Origin of the sequence: Streptomyces sp. NPDC051987 (assembly GCF_040680735.1) — a bacterium.
In the GTDB taxonomy this organism is placed as follows: domain Bacteria; phylum Actinomycetota; class Actinomycetes; order Streptomycetales; family Streptomycetaceae; genus Streptomyces.
This window is the reverse complement of record NZ_JBFAXI010000015.1, coordinates 53,291-75,997: the sequence shown is the minus strand read 5'-3', so window position 1 is coordinate 75,997 and position 22,707 is coordinate 53,291. Positions and strand designations below refer to the sequence as shown.

Below are 22,707 nucleotides of genomic sequence, written 5' to 3'. Positions count from 1 at the left end.
AAATCCCGGATCGGCGTACAACCCTTTCCCGCCCCGCTGGTCGTATGTGGCATCAGGATTTTCGGAGGGGGATCCGGGGGGATCACGGGGGTCCTGATACGGAGGGGAAAGCCGAGGGGGTTCGGTCGGTGGACCGGGCCCCCTCGAAGCATGTCCGGGCCCGTGCCGCGTCGACGCGGCCGATTCCTGAGTTGTCTCCGACAGCCGTGTGCCGCACGCTGCTTTCTGGGCGGGACGGCGGTCCGACTCGGGGGGCGGTTCTCGTGCTGCGTATCCACTTCACGTCTGAGGACCTGGTCCGGGTCCGGGTGGCGAGCGCCCCCGACCCGCTCTGGGAGATCACCTGCAGCCTGCACCGGTTACAGACCTCGCGGGGCCGCTGGGCGTACGCCGACTGGTACCGGGAGACCCGGACCACCCTCTCCGGCACCCCGCTCGGGGTGGCCGTACGACGGCTGCTGGTCCCGATGCTGCCCCGGGCCCGCTACCTGCCCGACTTCCTCACCCCGCACGAGGCCGCCGACGGCCTGGACTCGGGGCTCGCGGCGGTCGTCGACACCCCGCCCGTCCGGGTCGCCCACGAGATCCGGCTGCTGGACCGGCTCACCGGTGCCCCCGACTGGGCGCCCCGGCTGGTGGAGCGGGAGACCCGGGAGGAACTGGCGAAGCTCCTGCGTGCCTACCACGACACGGTGATCGCGCCCCACGAGAGCCGCGTCGCCGTCGGCGTCGCCGGGGAACGCGCCCTGCGGGCCCGGGACGCCCTCGACAACGGGCTCGACGCGATGCTGCGCGGCCTCTCGCCCGCCGTCCGCTGGCAGCCGCCGGTGCTGTACGTCGACTACGTCGAGGACAGGGACCTGTACCTCGCAGGGCGCGGACTGCGCCTGATTCCCTCGTACTTCTGCTGGCAGTCACCGATCTCCATGGCGGACGACACCCTCCGGCCCATCCTCGTCTACCCCGTGCACGGCCTGCGCGCGACCGCCCCCGACGTCCCGCCCGACGCCTCCCTCGCCGCGCTGCTCGGCCGGACCCGCGCGGCCGCGCTGCGATCCCTCGCGCTCGGCGCGACCACCTCCGAACTGGCCCGGTTCCTGGGAGTGTCGGTGCCGACCGCCACCCGCCACACCACCGTCCTGCGCGACGCCGGCCTGGTCGTCAGCCAGCGCCGCCACAACGCCGTCCTGCACACCCTCACCCCGCTCGGCGCCGCGATGCTCAGGGCGACGTCACGTCAGGCACCGCAGGACCCTCTCGCCCCCCGGGCCACCTGAGCGTTTCCCGCACCGGTCCCGGTGCGGGGACTTCACCCGGCGTCCTGGCCGAGCAGGGCCGCCGCCCGGACGAGGGCCCGCTGCCGGTGCTGCCAGACCGTTTCCAGCCGATCCCGCGTCCGCGCGGGCTGGCCGCGCAGGAAGACGTCGCGCCGCGCGGCGGCCGTCGCGCGCAGGCCGCTCTGCGCGTCGCAGCGCTGGTCGGCCGTCGCCGCGGCCCGCTGCTCCCGCGCCAACTGCGGTGCGCTCGCCCCCTGGACGGCCTTGGCCTGCAACGACTGGATCAGCGCGGCGGGAGTCTGCGCCGCGTGACCGGTCCCGGCCATGCACTCCTGCCATCGCTTCAGCGCCTTCTGGTAGGAGGAGTCGGTGGTCAGGTACCGCTCCAGCAGATGGCCGACGTCCTGCGGCACGAGCGTGTCCTCCAGCGCGGCCCGCACGGTGCCGTACAGTCCGGCCCGAGCCCTGGCCACGCAGCCGTCCGTCGCGTAGGACCCGCTCGCTCCGCTGGGCAGCGTCAGCGGGGCCGTCCGGCCGGCCGGGCCGTCGAGCGCGGTGGTGTAGCGGGCCTGTTCGGCCGCGGACAGCGAACGGACGTACCGGTCCTGGGCCGTGGGACCGCTGTTCATCCGGCCGAGCGCGGTGGAGACGCCGTAGCCGGGAGCCGAGCGGGAGCCGATCGTCTCGGCCGTGGTCGCTCCGGCCGGTGGCAGCGGGCCCGCGCTGGTGACCAGGTAGCGCAGCCCACGGTCGCGCATGCAGCGCTGGGTGAGGATTTGCAGGGCACTGAACAGCTGCCAGCGCCGGCGCAGGCCGGCGGCGTCCTCGGTGAGGACGGCGGCGGCGTGAGAGGGCTCCCGCGCCGCCGTGGCCGCCCCGGCGGATGCGGCCGCGCTCGGTCCGGTGCACGCGGTCGCGGCGGCGCAGACCAGGGTCACGGCGAGGATCAGCAGGGGCAGCAGGCGGGTCGGTGCGCGCCGGGCACGGCGGCGCGGGAGCTCTGTCATGGGTGGTCGCCCGTCATCCGGTGGCCGGAGGGTTCCCGGTCAGCAGGCCGAGGTCCAGTAGTTGCTGCTGATCGAGTCGTTGAAGCTGGTGCTCGAATCCGGCCAGACGAGGTTGGCGAAGTTGTTGTTGGACCAGTCCTTGGGCAGGCAGGCGGAGAGCCCGGTGTAGCCCGTGCCGTTCCACACCTCGACGCCCAGACCGCTGGTGCCGTGGTTGTAGCCGGAGGAGGCGCAGTTGTTCCACGTCCCGCCGGAGCAGCTGGAGTGGCTGTAGTCACCCCAGTTGGTGTTGGCACCGGAGAACTTGCCCGGTCCGTCGTTGTAACCGGAGTTGACCCAGAAACAGAAGTAGGTGCTCGGGCAGTCCCCGATGGCCTGCGGGGAGACGGCGGCGGAGGCGGCGCCCCGGACCGCTTGCGGCGCGGCGGCGGCCGGCCCCGCCGCCCGGACGGCCGAGTGGCCGTCGGCCGCGGCGGCGCTGCCGGGAAGGCAGAGACCGACGAGAACGGCCAGGACGGTGGCGGCGAGTGCTGCGGCTGAACGGAAGGATCTCATGCAATGTCCCTCTTTCTCAGGCTGTTCGCACGTGGAGTGCCGTCGGCGCGTCGACGCCGCGGCACGGCGCCGTGCGCCCCAGGGGACACGAGGGGTGATGCGCGACGCTGTCGAGTGATGCTGCCAATCGGGGCAGAGGGCGGCCATCACCTTTCACCGGGATGAAAAGTCCCAGGTACGGCGCGGGAACCCGATGCTCCGCCGGCCGGCCGCCACGCCCTAGAAGAACACCCCGCACCGCAGCAGCACGTTTGCGTAGGGCCGCGCCTCCCCGGTCCGTACGACCAGGCGCGCGTCCCCCGACAAGGCCTTCAGCCGCTCGTGCGGGACCAGGGCCAGGTCGGGAAAGTGCCCGGCCAGCAGCGCGGCGGCGGCCGGATTGGCCTCGCACACCTCGGCCGCCGCCGTCGCGCCCTCCACCACCAGCTCGGCCAGCAGCCCCTCCAGCACCTCCGCGAAGGACGGCACCCCGGCCCGGAACGCCAGGTCCACCACCCGCGGCCCCCTGGGGACCGGCATCCCGGCGTCGCAGACCAGCACCCCGTCCCCGTGCCCCAACTCGGCCAGCGCGCCCGCGAGATGACGGTTGAGAATGCCCGCCCGCTTCACAGCGCCGCCACCTCCGCCGCCGTCGGGTACGACTCCTGCGCGCCCCGCCTGGTCACCGCCGCCGCCCCGACCCGGGCCGCGTACGCCGCCGCCGCGCCGAGCGGCTCGCCCGCGCCCAGCCGTACCGCGAGGGCCGCCGTGAACGCGTCCCCGGCGCCCGTGGTGTCCACCGCGTCCACCCGCACGGACGGCACCGACTCGACGCCGTGCCGGTCGGCCACCAGCGCGCCCCGCGCGCCCAGCGTCACCACCACCGACCTCGGTCCCTTGGCGAGCAGCAGCCGCGCCCAGTCGGCCGGTTCGTCGCTCACGCACGCCTCGCCGAGGATCACCCGCGCCTCGTGCTCGTTCACGATCAGCGGGTCGCAGGCCGCCAGGACCTCGCCCGGCAGCGGCCGCGGCGGGGAGGGGTTGAGCACGAACCGGCTGCCGGGAGGGAGGCTCCGCACCACCTCCACCACCGTCTCCAGGGGGATCTCCAGCTGCGTGGACACCACCCGGGAGGCGTGGAAGAGGCTCACCGCGGCCCGTACGTCCGCCGGGGTGAGACGGCCGTTCGCGCCCGGGGAGACCACGATGCTGTTGTCGCCGGACGGGTCCACGGTGATGAGGGCGACCCCGGTCGGCGCCCCGCCCACCAGCACGCCCACCGTGTCCACCCCGGCCGACCGCTGCGAGTCGAGCAGCAGCCTGCCGTGCGCGTCGTCGCCGACCCGGGCCAGCAGGGCGGTTCGCGCACCGAGCCGGGCGGCCGCGACCGCCTGGTTGGCGCCCTTGCCGCCGGGGTGCGTGGCGAGGTCGCCGCCGAGCACGGTCTCCCCCGCGCCGGGCCGCCGCTCGACACGGATCACCAGGTCGGCGTTGGCCGAACCCACGACCAGAAGGTCGTAGTCGTACATCAGTTGACTCCCTAAACGGCTGGACGACGGACGGGAGGGCGGCCGGGGGCTCCATTCAAGCGCCCGGCCGCCCCCTTGGGGGCTCAGCCCGTGAAACCGGCCACGTTGTCCTTCGTGACCACCTTCACCGGCACCTTGATCGCCGACGGGATCTTCTGGTCCTTGATCGACTTGAGGGCGTTGTCCACGGCGATCTTCCCCAGCTGGCTGGGCTGCTGGGCCACCGACGCGAACAGCGTGCCGTTCTTCACCGCGGTCAGGCCGTCCGGGGTGCCGTCGAAGCCGACCACCGAGACCGACGAACCGGCCTTGGAACCCAGCGCCTTGATCGCGCCGAGCGCCATCTCGTCGTTGGCGGCGATGACGCCCTGGACGTCCGGGTGCGCCTGGAGCAGGTTCGACATCACGTCGAGGCCCTTGGTGCGGTCGAAGTCGGCGGGCTGCTGGGCCACCACCTGGATGCCGGGGTAGGCCCTGAGGCCCTCGGCGAAGCCCTGCGCCCGCTCCCGGGCGGCCGAGGTGCCGGCCTGGCCCTGCAGGATCACGATCCTGCCCCGGCCGCCGAGCTTCTCGGCGATCGTCTTCGCGGCCAGCTCGCCGCCGGCGACGTTGTCGGAGGCGACCAGCGTCGCCGTCCTCGCGTTGTTCACCCCGCGGTCCACGGCGATCACCGGGATGTCCGCCTTGTCGGCCGCCTTCACGGAGTTGCTCGCCGCGTCCGAGTCGACCGGGTTCACGATGATCGCGCCGAGCCCCGAACTGGTGAAGTTCTGCAGCTGGTTGGCCTGCTGCGAGGCGTCGTTCTGGGCGTCGGTCACGGTCAGGTCCACGCCCTGCCTGCGCGCCTCGGCCTGGGCACCGGCCCGGATCTGCACGAAGAAGGGGTTGTTGAGGGTGGACAGGGACAGGCCGATCTTCGGAGTGGTGGAGGAGGAGCCGGTGTGCAGCAGCGAGGTCGCCGCCACCAGGGCCGCCGTGACGACCGCGGCGAGCGCGTACGTCCCGGCCTGCCTGCCCTTGCCGCCGCCGGTGCCGGCGGCGAGCGGGGTGGCCCCGGCCTTGCGGCGCACGGTGTCCAGCAGCACGGCCAGCGCGATGACGACACCGATGACGACCTGCTGCCAGAACGCGGAGACGTTCAGCAGGTTGAGGCCGTTGCGCAGCACCGCGAGGATCAGCGCGCCGATCAGCGTCCCGGACGCCTTGCCGGTGCCGCCGGCCAGCGAGGCGCCGCCGATCACGACGGCCGCGATGGCGTCCAGTTCGTAGCCGTTGGCGGCCTGCGGCTGCGCCGAGGAGAGCCGGGCGGCCAGCACGATGCCGGCGACGGCGGCGAACAGCCCGGACAGGGCGTAGATGGCGAGCTTCTGCTTGTTCACCCGCAGCCCGGACAGCCGGGCGGCCTCCTCGTTGCCGCCGATCGCGTACATCGAGCGGCCGATGTAGGTCCGGCCGAGCACGAAGGCCGCGATCAGCCCCATGAGGACCATGACCAGCACCGGCACCGGCAGCCAGCCGCCGAGGGTGTCACCGAGGTGCGAGACCGAGCCGGGGAAGGCGATGGGGGAGCCCGCCGAGATCACCAGCGCCAGACCGCGCCCCACCGACAGCATCGCGAGCGTCGCGATGAACGGCGGCAGCTTGCCGTACGCGATGAGGAAGCCGTTGACCAGACCGGCCACGACGCCGGTGGCCACGGCGAGGACGACGGCCAGGAACACCGGCACCCCGTGCGAGGTGGCGCTCCACGCCAGCACGGTGGCCGACAGGGCCGCCACCGAGCCGACCGACAGGTCGATGCCCGCCGCGACGATCACGAAGGTCGCGCCGAAGGCGAGGATGGCCGTCACGGCCGCCTGGACGCCGACGTTGAGCAGGTTGTCGGTGGTGAGGAAGTCCCCGGACAGCGCCGACATGGCGATGACCAGGACGATCAGCGCGGTGAGCGCGCCGTTGTCGAGGAGCAGCCGGCGCACGCCGGAGACGCCACCGGCGCCCGCGTTCTGGTTCTTGAGCGTGTCAGTGGCCACGTCCGGCCTCCTTGTCGGTTGTGGTGGAAGTGGGGGCCGGGGTGCCAGGGGTGGCGAGGGCGGCGGGGGTGCTGACGGCGAGTGCCATCACGGCGTCCTGGGTGGCCTCGGCCGCGGCCAGTTCGCCCGCGATCCGGCCCTGGGCCATCACCAGCACCCGGTCGCTCATCCCGAGGACCTCCGGCAGGTCGCTGGAGATCATCAGCACGGCGGCCCCGGCGGCCGTGAGTTCGTTGATCAGCTGGTAGATCTCGACCTTGGCGCCCACGTCGATGCCGCGCGTCGGCTCGTCGAGGATCAGCACCCTGGTGTCGGCGAGCAGCCACTTGCCGATGACGACCTTCTGCTGGTTGCCGCCGGAGAGGGTGCGCACCTGCTGGCCGAGCCCGGCCATCCGCACGCCCAGCTGCCCGGCGATCCGCTCGGCGGCGAGGTGCTGCCCCTTGAGGTCGACGATCCCGGCCCGGGTCGCCTTCCGGAGGGTCACCAGGCCGAGGTTCTCCTCGACCGAGGCGTCGAGCACCAGCCCCTGGCCCTTGCGGTCCTCCGGGACGAGCCCGATCCCGGCCGCCAGGGCCGCGCTCACGTCGGAGCGCCTGAGCGCCGTACCGGCGACCCGCACGGCTCCCCTGTCGTACGGGTCGGCCCCGAAGACCGCCCGGACGACCTCCGTGCGACCGGCGCCCACCAGCCCGGCGATCCCGACGACTTCGCCCGCGTGCACCTCGAAGCTCACGTCGTGGAAGACCCCGTCGCGGGTCAGCCCCTGGACGGAGAGCAGCGCGGCCCCGGCCTCGGTCCGCTCGCGCGGGTACTGCTGCTCGATCGAGCGTCCGACCATCAGCCGCACCAGCTCGTCCTGCGGGGTGGTGGCGGGCACCTGGCCCACGCTCTTCCCGTCCCGGATGACCGTCACCCGGTCCCCGAGCGCGGCGATCTCCTCCAGGTGGTGCGTGATGAAGACGATCCCGACCCCGTCCGCGCGCAACTGCCGCACGATCGCGAAGAGCTTCTCCACCTCCTCCGAGGTGAGGACGGCGGTCGGCTCGTCCATGATGAGCACCCGCGCGTCCAGGCTGAGCGCCTTGGCGATCTCGACCATCTGGAGCCGGGCGATGCCGAGGTCACGGACCCGCGCGCGGGGCGGCACGTCGACGCCGACCCGCTGCAGCAGGACCTCGGCGTCGGCCTCCATCCGCTTGCGGTCGATCATCCCGAAGCGGCGCGGCTGCCGGCCCAGGAAGATGTTCTCGGCGACCGTGAGGTCGGGCACGAGGTTGAACTCCTGGTAGATGGTGGCGATCCCGAGCCGCTCGGAGTCCTGCGCACCATGGATGCGCACCTCCTCGCCGCCGGCCAGGATCCGCCCCGCGTCGGGGGTGTAGGCGCCGGAGAGCATCTTGATGAGGGTGCTCTTGCCCGCGCCGTTCTCACCGAGGAGCACGTGCACCTCGCCCCGGCGCAGGTCGAAGTCGACGCCGTCGAGCGCGACCACCCCGGGGAAGGACTTGCGTATGCCCTCGATGCGCAGCAACTCGTCCGGGTCGCTCACGACGTGCTCCTTTGCACAGGGGTCTGGTTCTGGCCGCGGTTCTCGTCGCGGCCTTCGCCGCAGGAGCGGCGGACGACGAGCCGGGCGGGAAGGGTGACGGACCGCGGGGGCCGCCCCTCGATCCGGTCGATCAGCGCGTGCACGGCGGCGCGGCCCAGCTCGCCGGTGGGCTGGGCGATGGCGGTGACGGGCGGGTCGGTGTGCACGAACCAGGGGATGTCGTCGAAGGCGGCGAGTGCCATGTCGTACGGCACCCGCAGCCCCCGCGCCCGGATCGCGTCCAGCGCGCCCAGCGCCATCAGGTTGTCCGCGGCGAACACGGCCTCGGGCGGCTCGGGCAGGTCGAGGAACCCCTCGGTGACCCGCCGTCCGCTCTCGGCCTGGAAGTCGCCCTGGCCGATGTAGGCGTCGGGGAGGGGGACGCCGTACTCGGCGAGCGCCTCCCGGAAGGCCTCGACACGCTCGCTGCCGGTGGTGGTGGCCGCCGGCCCGGCGATGATCGCGACCCGCCGGTGCCCGAGCCCGCACAGGTGGGCGACGAGATCGCGGATCGCGGCCCGCCCGTCCGCCCGGACCACCGGCACGTCGACGCCCGGGATCCACCGGTCGACGAACACCATGGGCGTCCCGGCCCGCGCCGCCTCCAGCATCAGCGGCGAGCCGCCGTCGGTGGGGGAGACCAGCAGTCCGTCGATCCGCCGGTCGAGCAGGGTCCGCACGTGGTGGTCCTGGAGGTCCGGCCGCTCGTCGGCGTTGCCGATGATGACGCTGTAGCCGAGGGCGCGGGCCGCCTCCTCGACGGAGCGGGCCAGTTCGGTGAAGTAGGGGTTCAGCACGTCGCTGATGACCAGGCCGAGGGTGCGGGTCTGGTCGGTGCGCAGGGAGCGGGCGACGGCGTTCGGGCGGTAGCCCAGCACGGCGACGGCCGCCAGCACCCGCGTCCGGGCGTCGTCACTGACCGACGGATGGTCGTTCAGGACCCGCGACACCGTGGCGACGGAGACCCCCGCCTCGGCAGCGACGTCCTTGATGCTCGCCATCGCCGCTCCACCTCCTCGTGGAATCGATTACACGATTGTGTACGGAGGATTGGAATCGATTACACGGGGGACGGGCAAGGGGCCGGAGGTGGCCGAAATCCAATCGTGACCGATGGGCGCGCCGCCGGGACCGGCTCACTCGCGGTCTGACCTGTGGAATTCCCGCATGACCCGGACGGAGATCCGCGACGGCGTGCTGCTGCTGTTCGTCGCCGTGCCGGAGGTGGCCGTGATCACGGGCGGCGGGCTCACGCCGGTCTGGACGCTCGGCGTCGCCGCCGCGTACCTGGTGTTCCTGTCGGCCTGGGTCAGGGGCCTGGTGCGCCGCCGCCCCGGGGCGGGCGGCGGCGAGGACTGATCACCGGGCGGCTCCCTGCGCGGCGCCGTCCAGGGTCCTCTCGTCGCAGCCCTGTCCTGTCACCGCGGGGTACCGCGGGGTGGGGAACGGGACCGGACGTGACGGGCCGGTTGTCGGGCCGGGCAGGAGGCTCACCAGCGCACCGCGGTGAAGTCCACCGGGCGGGGCGGGAGTTCCCGCGTGCGGGCCGCCAGGTTCCGTAGCCGGGCGGTCATGTCCGCGCGGGACAGACGGCGGCGGTCGCCGTGCCCCGGCAGCAGCCACTCGAAGCGCAGCCGGTCGGCGCCCCGGTTCAGCGAGGCGGCCAGTTCGCGGATGGAGTACCAGGTGACGCTGTCCACCACCTCGATGTCCGCGGTCGTGCGCGACCAGTAGAAGCTGTCGCCGCTGAAGCAGTACCGCTCGTCGGCCAGGTAGACCACGCTGCCCCGGGTGTGCCCGGGAAAGGGGAGGGCGAGGACACCGGCGCCGATCTCGGCCGGTTCGGTGCCGCGCAGCACCCGGTCGGCGTCCGGGGCGGCGTCGAGGTCGCCCTCGTGGATCCAGAGCCGGGCACCGAACCGGTCGGCGTAGCGACGGCCGTGCGCGGCGTGGTCGCGGTGGGTGAGGAGTACGTCGGTGACGGGACCGGACGCCTCGTGGCGGGCGGCGAGCGCGGGGCTCCACCGGGGGGTGTCGATCATCATCGACGTGCCGTCGGGACGGCGCAGCAGGTAGGAGTTGGCGCCGGCGGTGTGCGGGGAGTTGTGCCCGCACAGCAGCACGGTGCCGGTGCCGGTGGCGGCACCGTCGTCCAGCGGCATCGGGAACGGATCCCGGGCCGGGTCCAGCCGCCCGCCCGGGGGCCGGACCGACCGGGTGGGGCAGGCGTGCGCCGCCGCGTGCAGCCGTGCCGCCTCCGCGTCGTCGCGCGGCTGGCGCAGTACGGCCGAGCGCCCCGCCACCTCCCCGACGAGCCCCGGGGCGAGCTGCCGCGCCACGTCGCAGTTCGTGCAGCGCCCGTCCACCCGCCAGCCGTCTGCGGCCTCTTCGGTCCCCATGACCCCGTCCTCCTCCGCTCTCGTACCGCCGGTCACCTCAGGGGTATCCCCAGCGGGACGGAAAGCGGAAGGGGGCCAGGGTCTGGTGATCGCGGCAAGGGGCTGCTCTGCCGGGGACGTCGCCCGGCCGCTCACATGGGCTTCGGCTTGAAGACCGCGAAGGTGGCGCCCTGCGGGTCGGCGACCACGGACATGCGGCCGGCCATCATCTCGAACGGCGGTGCGATGACCGTGCCGTTCCGCTTGACCAGGGCGTCCACGGTCGAGTCGACGTCGTCGACCGCGAAGTAGGTGAGCCAGTGCGGGGGGACGCCGGGCCGGTCGTCGCCGAGCCGGGCGGCGCCGCCGACGCCCCGGCCGCCGACGTTCAGCGACCAGTAGGTCCCGTCGGCGCCCTCCATCGGCTCGATCTCGATCCCGAAGGCCTCGCCGTAGAAGCCGGTGGCGCCGGGTACGTCGCTGGTGTTCAGCTCGTTCCAGATCAGCGCGCCCGGCTCGTTGACCACCCCGGCGCCGTGGAACTCGCCCGGCTGCCACACCCCGAACACCGCGCCCTGCGGGTCGGCGGCGATCAGCATCCGGCCGATGCCGCCGACGTCCATCACGGGGGCGATCAGCGTGCCACCGGCCGAGACGATGGTGTCCTGGGTGGCCTGGGCGTCGGTGCTGGCCAGATAGGTGGTCCACACGGTCGGCGGCTCCGGCTGCCCCTCCGGCGCCATGGCCGCGCCGATGCCCGCCACCGGCTTGCCGTGCAGCGTGCAGACCGCGTACCCGCCGAAGTCGGCCCCGCCGACCTCGCCCTGCCAGCCGAACAGGTCACGGTAGAAGTCCAGCGCCGCCTGCTGGTCCTGCGCCATCAGATCGACCCAGCACGGGGTGCCGGTCGGGTACGGAGTGGTGATCTCGGGCATCTGCAGCTCTCCCTGCGCACGAAGAAGTCCCCGCCGCCCACCATCACCGTATCGACGATTTCCCGCCACCGGAACGACCTGGCCCTTACGCTCGGCTCACCCGCGCGGGGCCGGCAGCCAGAGTCCCGCTACGGGGTTCTCCGCACGCGGAACTCGTTGCCGTCGGGGTCGAGCAGCAGCACGGCGTCGCGGTCGCCGGCGCCCGCGGCGCCGTCCGGGCGGGTCGCGCCCAGGGAGAGCAGGCGGTCGATCTCTGCCTCCCCGTCGGTGCCCGCGGGACTGCCCAGCTCGAAGAAGAGCCTGTTCGGACCCGTCTTCGGCGGCACCGGCGGACCACCCCACGTGATCTTCGTGCCGCCGTCGGGCGACTGGATCGCGGTCTCCTCGTCCTGGTCCCAGACCAGCGGCCAGCGCAGCGCCTCGCTCCAGAAGTAGCCGACCTCCTGGGTGCCGTCGCAGGCCAGCGCGCCGATGAAGCCGGTGTCGGCGAGGAACTTGTTGCCTGCCTCGATGACGCAGAACTCGTTGCCGTCCGGATCGGCGAGGACGACATGCTCCTCCTCCGGCAGCTGCCCCACGTCGATGTGCCTGCCGCCGAGCTCCAACACCCTGGCCACCGTCTGCCGCTGCTCCTGAGGGGAGCCGCTCGTCAGGTCGAAGTGGGCCCGGTTCTGGCGGGTCTTGGGCTGTGCGCCGGGCAGGAAACGGATGCGGAACCCGGTGGTGTCGGGGGACTGGATCGCGACGTCGTCGTCCGGACCGTCGGCCGGTTCCCAGCCGAGGACCCCGGACCAGAAGCGCGCCAGGTCCGACGGGCGGGTCGCGTTGAAGCAGATCGCCAACAGCTGACTGGTCATGTCGGGGCATCTCCGATCCACTGACGGCCGATACGTCGCCTTGCCCTTCCCGCGGGGCAGCGTAGGGGCGGCCGCGCGTCACCCGCATCCGGATTTCCGGCCGGGCGGTCTCGGCGGCCGGTGGGGCGTGCCGGCGCTGCTATCCGGCGGTCCGGTCCGAGGTCGCGTGGAGCGAGCCCAGCAGTGCGAGGGCATCGGCGCTGGGGCTGCCGGGCGCGGCCTGGTAGACGACGAGTTGCTGGCCTGGAGCGTCGCGCACGTCGAAGGCCTGGTACGTGAGGGTCAGGTGGCCGACGTCGGGGTGGAGCAGGTGCTTGGCGTCCAGGGTCTTGCCGTGCACGGCGTGGGTGTCCCAGAGGCGGGCGAAGTCCGCGCTGTGTTCGGTGAGGGCGTGGAGGAGGGCCCGCAGCCGTGGGGCGTCGGGGGCGAGTCCGGCAGCCTGGCGCAGGTGGCCCGCGGTGGTCTGCGCCGTGTCGCCCCACCGGGTGTAGAACTGCCGCCCCGCCGGGTCGAGGAAGACCATGCGGGCCAGGTTGTCCGCCCGCTCGAAGGGGGAGTGCAGGGCGTCGGCCAGGGCGTTGCCCGCCAGGATGTCCAGGGTCAGGTCGACGACGAACGCCGGGGCGCCCGGGTAGCCGTCCAGCAGCTGGCGAAGGGCGGGACTGACCCGGTCCGTGGTGGGGCCGAACCGGTCGCCCGGCACCGTCCCGGCCAGCCGGTGCAGGTGGGCGTGGGCGTCGGCGTCCAGCCGCAGGGCCTGGCCGAGTGCGTCGACGACGGAGGCCGAGGGGTGGCGCTCGCGGCCCTGTTCCAGGCGGGTGTAGTAGTCCACGTTCACCCCCGCCAGCACCGCGACCTCCTCGCGGCGCAACCCGGCGACCCGGCGCACACCGTGGCTCGCCATGCCGACGTCCCGCGGCCGCAGGGCCGCCCGGCGTGCGCGCAGGAACTCTCCCAGGTGGTTCTCGGTCATGCCGTCAGGCTAGGGCGTGTCCGACCTTGCCCAGGGCCGTACCGGCGGCGTCCTGAGCGCGGTGCGGGGCGTGGTCTAGGACGCGCCGTCGCCGGCAGCCTCGCCGCGGTGCGGTTCGAGGCGATCGACCGCCTGCTCGCTCCATGCCCGGATGACCGATGTCTGCTCGGGGGTGAGGTGGTCGAGGAAGTGGCGGCGGATGTTGGCGCCGTGCACGAGGACGGCACTCTGGGCGGCGCGGCGCCCCTCGGCGGTCAGCCCGATCCCCGCCCGGCGACCGTCGACCCCGTACTGCGTGCGTCTGACGAAGCCGCGTTTCTCCATGCGCGTCAGCTGATGGGCGACGCGGCTCTTGTCCCAGTCGAGCGACTCGGAGAGCTCGCCGACACGCATCTCGCGGCCGGCGGCCTGCCACAGCACCACCAGCACGCTGAACTCGGCCTTCGAGATGTCGCAGTCACGCTGCAGACCACGTTCCAGCTCCCTGGTGAGCAGGCGCTGCGCGCGCATCCAGATGTCCCAGAACTCCCACTCCCCGGGATCCAGTGATCGAGCCTCCGTCATATCGCCCACGATACCGCAGCGACCAGCGGAGTTGTCACTTCAACTCCATTCTGCCTAGAGTTGACGCATCAACTCTCCTCGGAGGAGGACCATGACACTCCGCATCGCGCTCATCCTCGGAAGCACCCGCCCCGGACGGCGTGGCGACCAGATCGCCGCCTGGGCGCTGGAGGCCGCCCGCGCCCACGGGGGAGCCGCCTACGAACTCGTCGACCTCGCCGACCACGACCTCGGCAACCTCGACGAGCCGGGCAACCCGAACTTCCAGCAGTACCGGCACGACCACACCCGCGCCTGGGGTGCACTCATCGACAGCTTCGACGGCTATGTGTTCCTCGTCCCCGAGTACAACCACTCCTACCCCGGAGCCCTGAAGAACGCCCTGGACTACGTCTACAAGGAGTGGAACGACAAGGCCGCCGGGATCATCAGCTACGGCGGCTGGGTCGCCGGGGCGCGGGCCGCCGAGGCGCTGCGGCTCGTCCTCGCCGAACTCCAGGTGGCCACGGTCCGCGCCCAGCCCACCATCTCGACACACCCCTCGTTCCACACCGGCACCTTCGTCCCCCAGGAGGGCCTCGACACCGCCGTGAGCGGCATGCTCGACCAGGTGATCGCCTGGTCCGGCGCGCTGCGCGGGGTGCGGGAGGCCAAGGCGCCGACGGCCACGGCTGCCTGAGGCCCGGTCCGTGGCCGAACACGTGACAGGGCGTGGACGGACGCCGCGGGGAGGGGAGCTGAAGCGGGCCGTACGGGCGGCCTGCTGCCTGGGTGTACCGCACCCAGGCGACAGCCACCCTGGTCGGCCGCCTGCGACCTGCGCAGACTCGGCCGCATGACAACGACAGACACAGCCAAGGTCGTGGCGGTCACCGGAGCGAGCAGCGGGATCGGCGAGGCGACGGCCCGCCGGCTGGCCGCCGAGGGCCACCGTCTGCTCCTCGGAGCGCGCCGCACCGACCGTCTCGACATGCTCACCAAGGAGATCACCGCTGCGGGCGGCATCGCGGCCTTCCGCCGACTCGACGTCACGGACGCCGCCGACGTCCGGGCCTTCGTCTCCGCCGCCCGCGAGCGCTACGGCCGCCTGGACGTGGTCGTCAACAACGCCGGTGTCATGCCGCTCTCGCCGCTGGCGGCGCTGAAGACCGACGAGTGGGACCGGATGATCGACGTCAACGTCCGGGGGGTCCTGCACGGTGTCGCCGCCGCCCTGCCCGTGATGCACGCCCAGGGCGGCGGGCACTTCGTGAACATCGCCTCCGTCGGGGCGTACGAGGTCTCGCCCACGGCCGCCGTGTACTGCGCCACGAAGTTCGCCGTCCGCGCGATCTCCGAAGGCCTGCGGCAGGAGTCCGCCGGCGACATCCGGGTCACCCTCGTCTCCCCGGGCGTCACCGAGTCCGAACTCGCCGACTCGATCTCCGATCCCGCCGCCCGTGAGGCCATGAAGGCCTACCGTGCCGTGGCACTCCCCGCCACCGCCATCGCGGACGCCATCGCCTATGCGGTCTCCCAGCCCCCTCAGGTCGACGTCAACGAGATCGTGGTCCGTCCCGCCGCGAGCGCTCAGTAGCCGTCGGCGGCCCCGTCGGCGAAGCGCAGCAGTACGGCGGCCTCCGCGCGCAGCCGCTCCGCCCGGTCGGCGTGCGCGGGGGCGGTCAACTGCGCCGCGGCCGCCAGCCGTTCGTCGGCCTCCGCCCGTACGACACGCACCACGTCGTGCTCGCTCAGCTCACGCCGGGCCGCCTCGGTGGCACCGGCCCCGACCGGCGACGCCTCCAGGGCCAGGCCCCGCAGCTCCGTCTCGCCCACGGGCACGGCCTCGGCGCTGTCCAGTGCGGCGAGCGTCGCGCGCAGGGCACTCACCGCGACCTTGTCGCGGGCACGCATCGCCTCGGGCAGTGCCTGACGCATACGGAGACGCAGAGACATGCCGGTGACCTTACGGGCTTCCGTGCGCCTACGCCGCGGCCACCTCGCACCACACGTACTTCCCCCGGTTGCCGAACCGCGACAGCGGCTGCCAGCCCCACAGATCCGAACAGGCCCGCACCAGCGCCAGCCCCCGCCCCTCCTCCACCTCCCCGAGCCGCTCCAACGGCACCGGCGGCTCGGGCGGTTCGGGGTCCGCGTCCCACGCGCCGATCCGCAGGGTGCCGGGCGGTGACCAGCGGATGCGGAGAGCGGCGGGTCCGTTCGTATGCCGTACGGCGTTGGAGACCAGCTCGGTGGCGACGAGTTCGGCGACGTCGAGGAAGGGGACGAGTTCATGCGCCGTGAGGACCAGTCTGAGCGTGTGTCGGCTGACGGTGACCGCGCGGAGGTCGTTGGGGATGGTAAGCGTGTACTCCCAGGCTTCAGGCATGCGTCATCAACTCCGGTGGTTATGGGGGAGTTTCCCGCAGGGTGGCGTTGCCGCGGCCGTCGTGGCAGGACGAGGCGGTGCACTTCCGCTGCGTGTGCGTTGCGTCACTGACGGTAGGGGTAATCTGTTACCCGTGGCAAGCTGATCGTGTGATCCGCCCCCGAAAGAGGAGTGCAACCCATGGTCCAGAGGCGTGAGCCAACAGCCCGTCAGGTGCGTCTGGGCGTTGAGCTGCGCAGGCTCCGTGAGGCGGCCGGCATGACCGGGGCGCAGGCGGCGGCCCTTCTCGGGGCGAATAGGGTCCAGATCAGCCACATCGAGCTGGGACTCACGGGTGTGAGTGAGGAACGGGTGCGTCGACTGGCGTCCCATTACGCCTGTACGGACAGGGAGTTCATCGACGCCCTGGTTGAGATGGCCGCCGATCGCACGAAAGGTTGGTGGGAGGAGTACCGAGGTCTGCTACCCACGTCGTTCCTAGACCTCGCCGAACTGGAGTACAACGCCACGTACCTGCACGAGGTCGCGGTCCTGTACGTTCCCGGTTTGCTGCAGACGGAGGACTACGCCCGAGCGGTCTTCTCCTCCCGGGTGCCCGAACTCACCCATGAAGAACTTGAGTTGCGGGTGCATCACCGGCTGAGGCGTCAACAGATCACCACTCCGTACGCATTGGTGATCCACGAGGCTGCCCTGCGTATCAGGGTCAGCGATCGCGCAGCATCTCTGGCTCAGCTCAACAGGCTTCTGGAACTCTCCGACGCGGACCACATCGCCGTGCGCGTCATCCCCTTCGACCTGGACGGTTTCACTCAGGCGGCAAGCACCATGAAGTATGTCGGCGGCCCCGTGCCGAAACTGGACACGGTGGTGCGCGATGTGCCTCACGGCTCAGCCTTCATCGATTCCGAAGCGCAACTCAACGCCTTTCGAACCCGCTTCCGTAAGGTGGAAGTTGTATCACTCGATCCCGAACGGTCGCGCGACTTCGTCAACCGGCTGGCGAAAGAGCTGTGAGGAACCCATGGACAACTGGCGCAAGTCGTCCTACTCGGGCCCGGACGACGGGAACGACTGCGTGGAGATTGCGACCACCCGCACCTACGCGGCCGTCCGCGACTCCAAAGCCCCCACCCGAGCCACCCTCACCTTCCCCTCCGAAGCCTTCGCCGCCTTCGTCGATGACCTCAAGACGTCCGGCTGGCGGAAGTCGTCCTACTCAGGCCCGGGTGACGGCAACGAATGCGTGGAGATAGCCACCGCCCCCACCCACACACGCGTCCGCGACTCCAAAGCCCCCGGCCGCGCCGCCCTCGCCTTCCCGGCGGGAGCCTTCGCCGCCTTCCTCGCGGAGATCAAGCGCGCAGGCTCACCTGGACGTCAGGCGCCGCAGCCTGCAGCGCAGTGACGCGCTCGATGACCAGCACCGCCAGCACGGCCGCCGCGAGCATCAGCGTCTCCGTCACCACGAGGCAGGGCATCGAGCCGGGGGCAACTCGGCTGGCCACCAAGGCCACCAGCGCGTGCGCGACCCAGGCGGCCCACCAGAGATTCACCAGCGTCGTCTCCCGCTTCTCCCACGACACAGAGCCGGCGCGCCCGATGTCGAGCACGATCCGGCGCGGGGCGAAGAGGTTGACCACCGGTATGAACCAGGCGCCGATCATCCAGCCCGTACTCGGGACCGCGGCCTCGTGGGCCGACTCGTGGGCGTTGCGCCGGGAACGGGCGAGCCAGACGAGGAACAGCACGGTCGCGAGGGTCATCAGATAGACGAAGACCATGGAGATGAGGCCGGACCTGTGCTGGGACGCATCGGTGGGGTGCAGGTAGTGGTCCCGTAGGGCGACCGCGCGGAAGACGTCCGCCACGGCCGCCGCCGCGATCAGCGCCTGCGCGGAGCGGGCGAGGAACCGGGGAGCCGTGCGGGCAGCGCTCGTCATCGTCTTCGGCCTGTCTCGGTGGTGTCCTTCGCCGCGGCGGACGCCGGGGCGGAGTGATCATAGGGCCCGGTCGAGACCGAAAGTCGGGGCTTCGGCCGGCAGTGACGGAGCCGGCCGGTCGGGATCGGGGCGCCAGATCCGCCACTTCGCCTCTGCGACGAACGGCCCGCCACGCTCCTGGATCATGACCACCGCCTGCCCGCGGGCCTGCTCGACGGCCCGGTGATCCGCCTCGCTCACCACGCCGAGCCGGCGGCCGTGGGCGTACTCGTCCTCGTCCTTCCAGTCCCACCGGGACAGGTCGGGCGCCACCACCAGGTCCAGGAGGAGGTCGAAGGTGTCGAAGCCGAGATCCGTGCGGCGCATGGGCCGCTGGAAGTTGACGTACCAGTGCGTCAGCCGGTGGCCGTCCGAGACGTCGTAGAACGCGTTCACGCTGAACCAGGTGTCCGGCGGGACCCATTGCAGGTGTGCCGTGTCGCGCCATGTCCAGCGGCCGAGCCGCCAGCTGCCGTCGGCCAGGTTGGGCAAGGCTCTGATCCTGGTCTCCTCGTCCCCGGTCAGCAGCCACTCGATCCAGGTCGTCGGGGCCAGCGCGTCCGCGCCGGGCCGGCATCCCACGACAAGTGCCTCGGCGTTGTCCTCGACGACATGCAGCGCTTGTGCGCTCCACACCTTCCCGCGGAACACGTCACGCCGGACAGCGGTCTCACCCGGTCGGAACCGTCGCATGGCGCACCCCCCCCCGGCATCATGACGCGTGGTGCCGCCGCCGGGGTTGCGTCCGGGCGGCGTGCTGAATTCCGCACCTCCTCCCCGGCTGTCAGTCCCCGCCAGTACCGTCGGATCATGGCTCACCAGGCGGCACCCCCCACAGGCGAACGACGGCTCGCCACCGTCGAAGGCGTGCTCGAACGCATCACGTACGCGAACGAGGAGAACGGCTACACGGTCGCGCGCGTCGACACCGGCAGAGGCGCCGGCGATCTGCTCACGGTCGTCGGTGCGCTGCTCGGCGCACAGGTGGGGGAGTCGCTGCGGATGGAGGGCCGCTGGGGGTCGCACCCCCAGTACGGCAAGCAGTTCACCGTCGAGAACTACACGACCGTGCTGCCCGCCACGGTGCAGGGGATACGGCGCTATCTGGGGTCGGGGCTGGTCAAGGGGATCGGGCCGGTGTTCGCGGACCGGATCACCCAGCACTTCGGCGTGGACACCCTGCGGATCATCGAGGAGGAGCCGAAGCGGCTGGTCGAGGTGCCCGGCCTCGGGCCGAAGCGGACGAAGAAGATCGCCGACGCCTGGGAGGAGCAGAAGGCGATCAAGGAGGTCATGCTCTTCCTGCAGACCGTCGAGGTGTCGACGTCCATCGCCGTGCGGATCTACAAGAAGTACGGCGACGCGTCGATCTCCGTGGTGAAGAACCAGCCGTACCGGCTCGCGGCCGACGTGTGGGGCATCGGGTTCCTCACCGCCGACAAGATCGCCCAGTCCGTGGGGATACCGCACGACAGTCCGGAGCGGGTGAAGGCGGGGCTGCAGTACGCGCTCTCGCAGTCCGCCGACCAGGGGCACTGCTACCTCCCCGAGGAACGGCTCATCGCGGACGCGGTCAAGCTGCTCCAGGTCGACACCGGCCTCGTCATCGAGTGCCTCGCCGAGCTGGCGGCGCAGCCGGAGGAGGGGGAGGACCCGGGTGTCGTGCGGGAGAAGCTCCCCGGGCCGGACCCGGACGCCGAGCCCGTAACCGCGATCTACCTGGTGCCCTTCCATCGCGCCGAGGTCGCACTCGCCGGCCAGCTGCTGCGGCTGCTGCGCACCGGCGACGACCGGATGCCGGCGTTCAGGGACGTCGCCTGGGACAAGGCGCTCGGCTGGCTGAAGGACCGTACCGGCGTCGAGCTGGCCCCCGAGCAGGAGGCGGCCGTCCGGCTGGCGCTGACGGAGAAGGTGGCGGTGCTGACCGGCGGGCCGGGCTGCGGCAAGTCGTTCACCGTGCGGTCGATCGTGGAGCTGGCGCGGGCCAAGAAGGCGAAGGTGGTGCTCGCCGCCCCCACCGGCCGTGCGGCCAAGCGGCTCGCCGAGCTGACCGGGGCCGAGGCGTCCACCGTGCACCGGCTGCTGGAGCTGAAGCCGGGCGGGGACGCGGCCTACGACCGGGACCGGCCGCTCGACGCCGACCTGGTGGTGGTGGACGAGGCGTCCATGCTCGACCTGCTCCTCGCCAACAAGCTGGTGAAGGCCGTACCGCCGGGCGCGCACCTGCTCTTCGTGGGGGACGTGGACCAGCTGCCCAGCGTCGGGGCGGGGGAGGTGCTGCGGGACCTGCTCGCCGAGGGCGGTCCGATCCCTGCGGTGCGCCTGACGCGCGTGTTCCGGCAGGCCCAGCAGTCCGGCGTGGTCACCAACGCGCACCGGATCAACGCGGGCCAGCACCCCGTCACCGACGGCATGAAGGACTTCTTCCTCTTCGTGGAGGACGAGACGGAGGAGGCCGGCAAGCTCGCCGTCGACGTCGCCGCCCGGCGGGTACCGGCCAGGTTCGGCCTCGACCCCCGGCGGGACGTGCAGGTCCTCACGCCCATGCACCGGGGTCCGGCCGGCGCCGGCGCGCTCAACGGCCTGCTCCAGCAGGTCATCACCCCGGCCCGCCCCGACGTGCCCGAGAAGCGGCTCGGCGGGCGGGTGTTCCGGGTCGGCGACAAGGTCACGCAGATCCGCAACAACTACGAGAAGGGCGAGAACGGCGTCTTCAACGGCACCGTGGGCGTGGTCACCGCGCTCGACCCGGTCGACCAGCGCCTCACGGTGCTGACGGACGAAGATGAGGAGGTGCCGTACGAATTCGACGAACTGGACGAACTGGCGCACGCCTACGCGGTGACCATCCACCGTTCACAGGGCAGTGAATATCCCGCCGTGGTGATTCCGGTCACCACCGGAGCCTGGATGATGCTCCAGCGGAACCTGCTCTACACGGCGGTCACGCGGGCCAAGCGGCTGGTCGTCCTCGTCGGTTCGCGCAAGGCGATCGGGCAGGCGGTGCGCACCGTTTCGGCAGGTCGGCGCTGTACCGCGCTCGCCTTCCGGCTCAGCCGGGGCGGATCTCCCGAAAAATGATCGATCAAATGAGTCGTGAAGGTCACAAGGGCCTTCCAGATGGGGAGACAAGGGGGCAGGATGAGCAGGTTGGCGGCACTGAGTGCCGCCGATAGGCCCAATGGTCGACCCCGAGTGCACTCTCCTGAGCCAAATGGGGGATGGTAGAGACAGTCAGGGCACCTCGAAGATGAGGCACTACGTCGGTGAGGGAAGACGTGAGCGACAACTCTGTAGTACTGCGGTACGGCGACGGCGAGTACACCTACCCGGTGGTCGACAGCACCGTCGGCGACAAGGGCTTCGACATCGGGAAGCTTCGGGCCCAGACCGGTCTCGTGACCCTGGACAGCGGCTACGGCAACACCGCTGCCTATAAATCCGCCATCACCTACCTCGACGGCGAGGCGGGCATCCTCCGCTACCGCGGCTACCCGATCGAGCAGCTGGCGGAGCGCTCCACCTTCCTGGAGGTGGCCTACCTGCTGATCAACGGTGAGCTGCCGACGGTCGACGAGCTCACCACGTTCAAGAACGAGATCACGCGGCACACCCTGCTCCACGAGGACGTCAAGAACTTCTACCGGGGCTTCCCGCGTGACGCCCACCCGATGGCCATGCTGTCGTCGGTGGTCTCCGCGCTGTCCACCTTCTACCAGGACAGCCACAACCCGTTCGACGCGAAGCAGCGCGACCTCTCCACCATCCGCCTGCTCGCCAAGCTTCCGACCATCGCCGCGTACGCGTACAAGAAGTCGGTCGGCCACCCGTTCGTCTACCCGCGCAACGACCTCTCCTACGTGGAGAACTTCCTGCGCATGACGTTCTCGGTGCCGGCGCAGGACTACGAGCTCGACCCGGTCGTCGTCTCGGCGCTGGACAAGCTCCTGATCCTGCACGCGGACCACGAGCAGAACTGTTCGACCTCGACGGTCCGCCTGGTCGGCTCGTCGCAGGCCAACATGTTCGCGTCGATCTCCGCCGGTATCTCCGCGCTCTGGGGCCCCCTGCACGGCGGTGCCAACCAGTCCGTCCTGGAGATGCTGGAGGGCATCCAGGCCAACGGCGGCGACGTCGACTCCTTCATCACCAAGGTGAAGAACAAGGAGGACGGCGTCCGCCTGATGGGCTTCGGCCACCGGGTCTACAAGTCCTTCGACCCGCGCGCCAAGATCATCAAGTCGGCGGCGCACGACGTCCTCTCGGCCCTCGGCAAGTCCGACGAGCTGCTGGACATCGCGCTGAAGCTGGAGGAGCACGCGCTCTCCGACGACTACTTCGTCTCGCGCAACCTCTACCCGAACGTGGACTTCTACACCGGCCTGATCTACCGCGCCATGGGCTTCCCGACCGAGATGTTCACGGTCCTGTTCGCCCTCGGCCGGCTGCCCGGCTGGATCGCCCAGTGGCAGGAGATGATCAAGGAGCCCGGCTCCCGCATCGGCCGCCCCCGCCAGATCTACACGGGCGTCGTCGAGCGCGACTTCGTGCCGGTCGAGGAGCGCTGAGCGCTCTTTCGTCAGGAGCCGCAGAAGCTAGCAGAAGGCGCCCTGGAGCGCCGGTCCCCCCACGGGCCGGCGACCAGGGCGCCTTCCCGTGTCCCGGTGCGGATTCCCCCCACG

At 71.6% G+C, this 22,707-nt stretch carries 24 protein-coding genes and 1 pseudogene; 9 read left to right on the top strand and 16 right to left on the bottom strand.

The window, feature by feature from the left end:
- Positions 1–263 precede the first annotated feature (263 nt).
- Positions 264–1,277: a winged helix-turn-helix domain-containing protein gene (locus AB0M11_RS11490; RefSeq protein WP_365703905.1), complete on the top strand. Its 1,014-nt coding sequence runs from the start codon at positions 264–266 to the stop codon at positions 1,275–1,277.
- 32 nt (positions 1,278–1,309) lie between these two features.
- Here AB0M11_RS11490 and AB0M11_RS11485 read toward each other — a convergent pair whose 3' ends face one another.
- The 7 genes from AB0M11_RS11485 to AB0M11_RS11455 all read right to left on the bottom strand — a co-directional run bounded on the left by AB0M11_RS11485 (position 1,310) and on the right by AB0M11_RS11455 (position 8,969).
- Entirely contained in the window at positions 1,310–2,284 is a 975-nt protein-coding gene (locus AB0M11_RS11485) for a hypothetical protein (protein ID WP_365703903.1), read from the bottom strand.
- A 39-nt stretch (positions 2,285–2,323) separates the two neighbouring features.
- Positions 2,324–2,839, bottom strand: coding sequence for a peptidase inhibitor family I36 protein (locus AB0M11_RS11480; RefSeq protein ID WP_365703901.1), 516 nt, complete (start codon positions 2,837–2,839; stop codon positions 2,324–2,326).
- 219 nt (positions 2,840–3,058) lie between these two features.
- Entirely contained in the window at positions 3,059–3,448 is a 390-nt protein-coding gene (gene rbsD / locus AB0M11_RS11475; protein WP_365703899.1) for a D-ribose pyranase, read from the bottom strand.
- Complete coding sequence (locus AB0M11_RS11470) at positions 3,445–4,347, bottom strand: ribokinase (protein ID WP_365703898.1); 903 nt, start codon at positions 4,345–4,347, stop codon at positions 3,445–3,447. The genes rbsD and AB0M11_RS11470 overlap by 4 nt, the downstream gene beginning before the upstream one ends.
- Positions 4,348–4,430: 83 nt before the next feature.
- Positions 4,431–6,377 (bottom strand): substrate-binding domain-containing protein, encoded by a 1,947-nt coding sequence (locus tag AB0M11_RS11465; protein ID WP_365703896.1) that lies wholly within the window; start codon positions 6,375–6,377, stop codon positions 4,431–4,433.
- Complete coding sequence (locus AB0M11_RS11460; RefSeq protein WP_365703894.1) at positions 6,367–7,929, bottom strand: sugar ABC transporter ATP-binding protein; 1,563 nt, start codon at positions 7,927–7,929, stop codon at positions 6,367–6,369. The genes AB0M11_RS11465 and AB0M11_RS11460 overlap by 11 nt, the downstream gene beginning before the upstream one ends.
- On the bottom strand, positions 7,926–8,969 hold the full coding sequence (locus tag AB0M11_RS11455) for a LacI family DNA-binding transcriptional regulator (RefSeq protein WP_365703892.1): 1,044 nt from the start codon (positions 8,967–8,969) through the stop codon (positions 7,926–7,928). The genes AB0M11_RS11460 and AB0M11_RS11455 overlap by 4 nt, the downstream gene beginning before the upstream one ends.
- A 166-nt stretch (positions 8,970–9,135) precedes the next feature.
- On the opposite strand from AB0M11_RS11455, the gene AB0M11_RS11450 reads away from it, so the two are divergent.
- Positions 9,136–9,327: a hypothetical protein gene (locus AB0M11_RS11450; RefSeq protein ID WP_365703890.1), complete on the top strand. Its 192-nt coding sequence runs from the start codon at positions 9,136–9,138 to the stop codon at positions 9,325–9,327.
- Between the two features lie 131 nt (positions 9,328–9,458).
- Here the strand turns inward: AB0M11_RS11450 and AB0M11_RS11445 are convergent, their stop codons facing one another.
- The 5 genes from AB0M11_RS11445 to AB0M11_RS11425 form a co-directional block, all read right to left on the bottom strand.
- Positions 9,459–10,367 (bottom strand): MBL fold metallo-hydrolase, encoded by a 909-nt coding sequence (locus tag AB0M11_RS11445; RefSeq protein ID WP_365703888.1) that lies wholly within the window; start codon positions 10,365–10,367, stop codon positions 9,459–9,461.
- Positions 10,368–10,498: 131 nt separating this feature from the next.
- A complete protein-coding gene (locus AB0M11_RS11440) occupies positions 10,499–11,281 on the bottom strand; it encodes a VOC family protein (protein ID WP_365703886.1) in 783 nt (260 codons plus the stop codon).
- Positions 11,282–11,409: 128 nt separating this feature from the next.
- The gene (locus AB0M11_RS11435) at positions 11,410–12,138 is read right to left on the bottom strand and encodes a VOC family protein (protein ID WP_365703884.1); all 729 of its coding nucleotides are present in this window, start codon (positions 12,136–12,138) and stop codon (positions 11,410–11,412) included.
- 139 nt (positions 12,139–12,277) lie between these two features.
- Positions 12,278–13,111, bottom strand: a complete 834-nt coding sequence (locus AB0M11_RS11430; protein WP_365703882.1) for a helix-turn-helix transcriptional regulator — start codon at positions 13,109–13,111, stop codon at positions 12,278–12,280.
- Positions 13,112–13,186: 75 nt separating this feature from the next.
- Positions 13,187–13,675 (bottom strand): MarR family transcriptional regulator, encoded by a 489-nt coding sequence (locus tag AB0M11_RS11425; RefSeq protein ID WP_365703880.1) that lies wholly within the window; start codon positions 13,673–13,675, stop codon positions 13,187–13,189.
- Positions 13,676–13,766: 91 nt separating this feature from the next.
- On the opposite strand from AB0M11_RS11425, the gene AB0M11_RS11420 reads away from it, so the two are divergent.
- Complete coding sequence (locus AB0M11_RS11420; RefSeq protein WP_365703878.1) at positions 13,767–14,354, top strand: NAD(P)H-dependent oxidoreductase; 588 nt, start codon at positions 13,767–13,769, stop codon at positions 14,352–14,354.
- A 156-nt stretch (positions 14,355–14,510) separates the two neighbouring features.
- Complete coding sequence (locus AB0M11_RS11415; protein WP_365703876.1) at positions 14,511–15,251, top strand: SDR family oxidoreductase; 741 nt, start codon at positions 14,511–14,513, stop codon at positions 15,249–15,251.
- On the opposite strand, the gene AB0M11_RS11410 is transcribed toward AB0M11_RS11415, so the two are convergent.
- Both AB0M11_RS11410 and AB0M11_RS11405 read right to left on the bottom strand, forming a co-directional pair.
- The gene (locus AB0M11_RS11410; protein WP_365703989.1) at positions 15,245–15,568 is read right to left on the bottom strand and encodes a hypothetical protein; all 324 of its coding nucleotides are present in this window, start codon (positions 15,566–15,568) and stop codon (positions 15,245–15,247) included. The two genes, AB0M11_RS11415 and AB0M11_RS11410, sit on opposite strands and share 7 nt — an antisense overlap.
- A gap of 70 nt (positions 15,569–15,638) precedes the next feature.
- Entirely contained in the window at positions 15,639–16,043 is a 405-nt protein-coding gene (locus tag AB0M11_RS11405) for an ATP-binding protein (RefSeq protein WP_365703874.1), read from the bottom strand.
- A gap of 180 nt (positions 16,044–16,223) precedes the next feature.
- Here AB0M11_RS11405 and AB0M11_RS11400 point away from each other — a divergent pair, with 180 nt between their 5' ends.
- From AB0M11_RS11400 to AB0M11_RS11390, 3 genes and pseudogenes are all read left to right on the top strand, one after another.
- Positions 16,224–17,060 (top strand): helix-turn-helix transcriptional regulator, encoded by an 837-nt coding sequence (locus AB0M11_RS11400; RefSeq protein ID WP_365703872.1) that lies wholly within the window; start codon positions 16,224–16,226, stop codon positions 17,058–17,060.
- 7 nt (positions 17,061–17,067) lie between these two features.
- Positions 17,068–17,235, top strand: a pseudogene (locus AB0M11_RS11395) (DUF397 domain-containing protein); the annotation flags it as partial.
- Between the two features lie 54 nt (positions 17,236–17,289).
- Positions 17,290–17,451, top strand: coding sequence for a DUF397 domain-containing protein (locus AB0M11_RS11390; RefSeq protein ID WP_365703987.1), 162 nt, complete (start codon positions 17,290–17,292; stop codon positions 17,449–17,451).
- On the opposite strand, the gene AB0M11_RS11385 is transcribed toward AB0M11_RS11390, so the two are convergent.
- Entirely contained in the window at positions 17,399–17,986 is a 588-nt protein-coding gene (locus tag AB0M11_RS11385) for a DUF4328 domain-containing protein (RefSeq protein WP_365703870.1), read from the bottom strand. The genes AB0M11_RS11390 and AB0M11_RS11385 overlap by 53 nt on opposite strands.
- A 57-nt stretch (positions 17,987–18,043) precedes the next feature.
- The gene (locus AB0M11_RS11380; RefSeq protein ID WP_365703868.1) at positions 18,044–18,718 is read right to left on the bottom strand and encodes a DUF402 domain-containing protein; all 675 of its coding nucleotides are present in this window, start codon (positions 18,716–18,718) and stop codon (positions 18,044–18,046) included.
- A gap of 117 nt (positions 18,719–18,835) precedes the next feature.
- On the opposite strand from AB0M11_RS11380, the gene AB0M11_RS11375 reads away from it, so the two are divergent.
- On the top strand, positions 18,836–21,106 hold the full coding sequence (locus AB0M11_RS11375; RefSeq protein WP_365703866.1) for an ATP-dependent RecD-like DNA helicase: 2,271 nt from the start codon (positions 18,836–18,838) through the stop codon (positions 21,104–21,106).
- Between the two features lie 197 nt (positions 21,107–21,303).
- Positions 21,304–22,593, top strand: coding sequence for a citrate synthase (locus AB0M11_RS11370; RefSeq protein WP_294002060.1), 1,290 nt, complete (start codon positions 21,304–21,306; stop codon positions 22,591–22,593).
- Positions 22,594–22,707: the final 114 nt, after the last annotated feature.

Coding starts and splice junctions, on each gene's coding strand:
- AB0M11_RS11400 (WP_365703872.1), top strand. CDS start 16,224: ATGGTCCAGAGGCGTGAGCCAACAGCCCGTCAGGTGCGTCTGGGCGTT.
- AB0M11_RS11410 (WP_365703989.1), bottom strand. CDS start 15,568: ATGCGTGCCCGCGACAAGGTCGCGGTGAGTGCCCTGCGCGCGACGCTC.
- AB0M11_RS11450 (WP_365703890.1), top strand. CDS start 9,136: ATGACCCGGACGGAGATCCGCGACGGCGTGCTGCTGCTGTTCGTCGCC.
- AB0M11_RS11420 (WP_365703878.1), top strand. CDS start 13,767: ATGACACTCCGCATCGCGCTCATCCTCGGAAGCACCCGCCCCGGACGG.
- AB0M11_RS11415 (WP_365703876.1), top strand. CDS start 14,511: ATGACAACGACAGACACAGCCAAGGTCGTGGCGGTCACCGGAGCGAGC.
- AB0M11_RS11480 (WP_365703901.1), bottom strand. CDS start 2,839: ATGAGATCCTTCCGTTCAGCCGCAGCACTCGCCGCCACCGTCCTGGCC.
- AB0M11_RS11405 (WP_365703874.1), bottom strand. CDS start 16,043: ATGCCTGAAGCCTGGGAGTACACGCTTACCATCCCCAACGACCTCCGC.
- AB0M11_RS11470 (WP_365703898.1), bottom strand. CDS start 4,347: ATGTACGACTACGACCTTCTGGTCGTGGGTTCGGCCAACGCCGACCTG.
- AB0M11_RS11380 (WP_365703868.1), bottom strand. CDS start 18,718: ATGCGACGGTTCCGACCGGGTGAGACCGCTGTCCGGCGTGACGTGTTC.
- AB0M11_RS11440 (WP_365703886.1), bottom strand. CDS start 11,281: ATGCCCGAGATCACCACTCCGTACCCGACCGGCACCCCGTGCTGGGTC.
- AB0M11_RS11425 (WP_365703880.1), bottom strand. CDS start 13,675: ATGACGGAGGCTCGATCACTGGATCCCGGGGAGTGGGAGTTCTGGGAC.
- AB0M11_RS11455 (WP_365703892.1), bottom strand. CDS start 8,969: ATGGCGAGCATCAAGGACGTCGCTGCCGAGGCGGGGGTCTCCGTCGCC.
- AB0M11_RS11435 (WP_365703884.1), bottom strand. CDS start 12,138: ATGACCAGTCAGCTGTTGGCGATCTGCTTCAACGCGACCCGCCCGTCG.
- AB0M11_RS11375 (WP_365703866.1), top strand. CDS start 18,836: ATGGCTCACCAGGCGGCACCCCCCACAGGCGAACGACGGCTCGCCACC.
- AB0M11_RS11385 (WP_365703870.1), bottom strand. CDS start 17,986: ATGACGAGCGCTGCCCGCACGGCTCCCCGGTTCCTCGCCCGCTCCGCG.
- AB0M11_RS11445 (WP_365703888.1), bottom strand. CDS start 10,367: ATGGGGACCGAAGAGGCCGCAGACGGCTGGCGGGTGGACGGGCGCTGC.
- AB0M11_RS11485 (WP_365703903.1), bottom strand. CDS start 2,284: ATGACAGAGCTCCCGCGCCGCCGTGCCCGGCGCGCACCGACCCGCCTG.
- AB0M11_RS11430 (WP_365703882.1), bottom strand. CDS start 13,111: ATGACCGAGAACCACCTGGGAGAGTTCCTGCGCGCACGCCGGGCGGCC.